This window comes from Blastococcus sp. CT_GayMR20, from assembly GCF_004570345.1.
Map to the genome: position 1 here is coordinate 1 of NZ_SPQM01000256.1, position 3,776 is coordinate 3,776.

Genomic DNA, 3,776 nt, shown 5'->3' on the forward strand with positions numbered 1-3,776 from the left:
GTCGCCGGGCGCGCGCCGGCGCCAGGCGCTGGCCCACGCCGCGTCGTCCACGGCCAGCCCGGTCACCGCTCGTCGGCCCCCGCGGCAGCCGCCGGGTTCGTCCGCCGGCCACGCAGCCGGCCGAGGACGTAGCCGAGGACGCCGCCGCCGAGGGCGGCCTGCAGCGCGAACAGGCCCGACTCCACCTCGCCGGTGGGGCTGAACAGCGAGTCGAACCAGGGCGTGTACCCGTCCGCCTCCAGCTCCTCGGTGACCGCGGCGTCGGTGCCGCCGTACTCGGAGCTGCCGCCGTTGAGCAGCAGGGGAACGGCGAAGAGGGCGACGACGGCGAGGACGAGCAGGGCGTTGACGAGCGCGCGGCGGGTCACGCGGCACCTCCGGCGCGGGCGGGCTTCAGCACACCGAGCCGCTCGAGCTCGGGGCGGGCGCTGACGGTCAGGACGCGGAACAGCAGGACGCCCAGCAGCCCCTCGCCGATGGCCAGCGGGATCTGGGTGACCGCGAAGACGCCGAGGAACTTGAGCAGCGCGCCGGCCAGGCCGCTCTCCGCGTCCGGGAAGGCGAGCGCCAGCTGCAGCGACGTGGTGACGTAGGTGGCGAGATCGGCCAGGGCGACGCCGGCGAAGACGCCCGGCAGCAGCCCGGCGCCTGCGGCGCGGGCGAGGCGGTACGCGCCGTACCCGGCCCAGGGGCCGACCACGGCGAAGGCGACCGCGTTCGCGCCCAGCGTGGTGAGGCCGCCGTGCGCGAGCAGCAGGGCCTGGAACAGCAGGACGACGGTGCCGAGCAGCGCCATCACCGGGGGCCGGAACAGGATCGCTCCCGGGCCGGTACCGGTCGGGTGGCTGGAGCTGCCGGTGACCGAGGGCAGCTTGATCGCGCTGAGCACGAAGGTGAACGCCCCCGCCGCGCCGAGCAGCAGCGTCGACTCCGGGTTCTCCCGCACCTCCTTCACGACCGCGCGGGCGCCGTGCGCGACGAACGGGGCGGCGGCGATCGTCCAGCCGGCCGCGTGCCACGCGGGCAGGAAGCCCTCAGCGATGTGCACGGGCGTGCTCCGATCTCGAGGTGCGGACGCAGGCGGTGACGAAGCGCTGGGCCAGCTGGGGGCTGCCGGCCCAGTGGAGATGCAGGTAGGAGGCGTGCACGCTGCCGGCCACGAAGCCCTCGGGGCCGGCAGCCGACCAGCGCCACGCGCCGTCGGATCCGGCCGGTGGATCGGCCTCCGTACGGTGGAACTCGTGGCCGCGCACCCGGGTGCCGGCCGGTGCGAGCACCGAGTCGGTGACGCATACGGCGGCCCGGTAGCCGAGGGTGAGTCGTGGTGACATCGCCGTGGCCACGTCGAGCACCCCGCACATGGGCAGGCCGTCGAGCTCCCGGGCGAGGTAGAGCAGTCCCGCGCACTCCGCGGCGACCGGTGCACCGCGGGCGGCGAGGGCCGCGACGTCGGCCCGCAGCGGCGCGTTGGCCGACAGCTCGGCCGCGTGCACCTCGGGGAAGCCGCCGCCCAGGACGAGCCCGGTGGTGCCGGCGGGCAGCTCCTCGTCGCGCAGGGGGTCGACGGCGACGACCTCCGCACCCGCGGCCTCGAGCAGCTCGGTGTTCTCCGCGTAGCCGAAGGTGAAGGCCGGCCCGCCGGCGACCGCGATGCGGGGCCGGGCCGGCGTGGCCGCCACCTCCACCACGGGGTCCCAGGGGCGGGCGTCGAGGGAGGGAGCGGATCGCGCCAGGGCGAGCACGGCGTCGAGGTCGACCGCGGAGGCCACGACCTCGCCCAGCCTGCGGACCGTCGCCAGTGCGGCGTCCGACCGCTCGGCCGCCGGGATGAGGCCCAGGTGCCGCGAGGGCGTGTGCAGCTGGTCCATCCGGCGGACCGCCCCGAGCACCGGCACCCCGGCGGCGGCCAGCGCCTCGCGGAGGATCGCCTCGTGCCGGTCGGTGCCGACGCGGTTGAGGACGACGCCCCCGAGCCGGACGTCGGGGGAGAAGGTCGCGAACCCGTGCACGAGCGCCGCCACGGACCCCGCCTGCGAGGACGCATCGACGACCAGGACGACGGGTGCCCGAAGCAGCCGGGCGACGTGCGCGGTGGACGCGAAGCCGGGCTCGACCGACGGGTGGGCGGCGCCGTCGAACAGGCCCATCACGCCTTCGACGACGGCGACGTCGGCCGGGCGCGGATACAGCGCTCCCCGCAGGAAGAGCGGGGCGATCCGTTCCTCGCCCACCAGCCAGGGGTCCAGGTTGCGGCCCGGGCGGCCGGCTGCCAGACCGTGGTAGCCGGGGTCGATGTAGTCGGGGCCGACCTTGTGCGGCGACACGGTGAGCCCGCGGGCGGTGAGGGCGGCGATCAGCCCCGTGGCCACCGACGTCTTGCCCGCGTTGCTGCTCGGGGCCGCCACGACGATTCTCGGGATCCGCCCGACCCGGGTCACCACTCGATGCCTCGCTGACCCTTCTGCCCCGCGTCCATGGGGTGCTTGACCTTGGTCATCTCGACCACCAGGTCCGCGGCTTCGACCACGGCGGGATGCGCGTCGCGGCCGGTGATCACCACGTGCTGGGTGCCGGGCCGGTCGGTGAGCGTCCGCACCACGTCGTCCACGTCGATCCAGCCCCACGCCAGTGGGTAGGTGAACTCGTCGAGGACGTAGAAGCGGTGCGCCTCCGCGGCGAGGTCGCGCTTGATCTGCGCCCAGCCCTCGGCGGCGTCGGCGGCGTGGTCGGTCTCGCTGCCCTGCCGGCGTGACCAGCTCCAGCCGGAACCCATCTTGTGCCAGACGACGGGCCCGCCCTCACCCGTCTGCTCGTGCAGCCGGCCGAGCGCGGTCAGCGCGCTCTCCTCGCCGACCTTCCACTTGGCGCTCTTGACGAACTGGTAGACCGCGGTCGACCAGCCCTGGTTCCACGCGCGCATCGCCATGCCGAAGGCGGCGGTGGATTTCCCCTTCATGTCGCCGGTGTGCACCACGAGCAGCGGCCGGTTGCGCCGCTGCCGCGTGGTGAGTCCGTCGGCGGGGACGACGTCGACCTGTCCCTTGGGCATGTCAGGCCACCCCTCGGACGCTGCGCACGGTCGCCGCGAGGCCGTCCGCCGCGAGCTCGCCCACGGCGAGCGTCGGCCCACCGAGCAGGGCGCCCAGCGTGGCGGCCAGGCCGAGCCGGACCGGGCCGGACTCGCAGTCGACGACGACGCCGGCCACCCCCTCCGCGGCGAGGAGCCGCGCTGCGGCGTGGGCCTCGGCCAGCGGGGCACCGCCACGCGCCCCGGTGGCGCGGCCGTCGGTGACGACGACGAGCAGCGGACGGCGCCGGGGGTCGCGGATCCGCTCCAGGCGGAGGACGTGGTGCGCCGTGAGCAACCCCGCGGCCAGCGGCGTCCGCCCGCCGGTGGGCAGGTCGGTCAGCCGGGCGGCGGCCGCCTCCACCGACCAGGTGGGCGGGAGCGTGACATCCGCCGCGGAGCCGCGGAAGGTCACCATGCCGACCTTGTCCCGGCGCTGGTAGGCGTCCAGGAGCAGGGACAGGACCGCGCCCTTGACCGCGGCCATCCGCGCCCGCGCGCCCATCGAGCCGCTGGCGTCGACCACGAAGAGGACGAGGTTGCCCTCGCGACCCTCCAGCGTTGCCTGGCGCAGGTCCCCGCGGACGATCCGCAGGCCCGGGCCGCTGCGACCGCGCGCTCGCTGGTGCGGTGCGGCGGCGAGCACGGTGTCGGCGAGGTGCAGCTTCGTGACGGTGCCGGCGGGTCGGATGGAGCCGACGACCCGGCC

5 protein-coding genes are annotated in these 3,776 nt (G+C 75.8%); all 5 read right to left on the reverse strand.

The genetic code is table 11. From position 1 onward, the window contains the following. Positions 1 to 62 precede the first annotated feature (62 nt). On the reverse strand, positions 63 to 368 hold the full coding sequence (locus tag E4P40_RS26860; protein WP_135161354.1) for an energy-coupling factor ABC transporter substrate-binding protein: 306 nt from the start codon (positions 366 to 368) through the stop codon (positions 63 to 65). Further along, a complete protein-coding gene (locus E4P40_RS26865) occupies positions 365 to 1,048 on the reverse strand; it encodes an energy-coupling factor ABC transporter permease (protein ID WP_135161355.1) in 684 nt (227 codons plus the stop codon). The genes E4P40_RS26860 and E4P40_RS26865 overlap by 4 nt, the downstream gene beginning before the upstream one ends. Next, on the reverse strand, positions 1,035 to 2,405 hold the full coding sequence (locus E4P40_RS26870; RefSeq protein ID WP_245160618.1) for a cobyrinate a,c-diamide synthase: 1,371 nt from the start codon (positions 2,403 to 2,405) through the stop codon (positions 1,035 to 1,037). Before E4P40_RS26870 ends, E4P40_RS26865 begins: the two co-directional genes overlap by 14 nt. A 29-nt stretch (positions 2,406 to 2,434) precedes the next feature. Beyond that, entirely contained in the window at positions 2,435 to 3,049 is a 615-nt protein-coding gene (cobO, locus tag E4P40_RS26875) for a cob(I)yrinic acid a,c-diamide adenosyltransferase (RefSeq protein WP_135161357.1), read from the reverse strand. 1 nt (position 3,050) lies between these two features. Further along, positions 3,051 to 3,776: VWA domain-containing protein (locus E4P40_RS26880; protein WP_135161358.1), on the reverse strand; the 726-nt coding region annotated here is incomplete at its 5' end.

Excerpts from the sequence above, each read along its gene's own strand:
- cobO (WP_135161357.1), bottom strand. The coding sequence starts at position 3,049 with ATGCCCAAGGGACAGGTCGACGTCGTCCCCGCCGACGGACTCACCACG.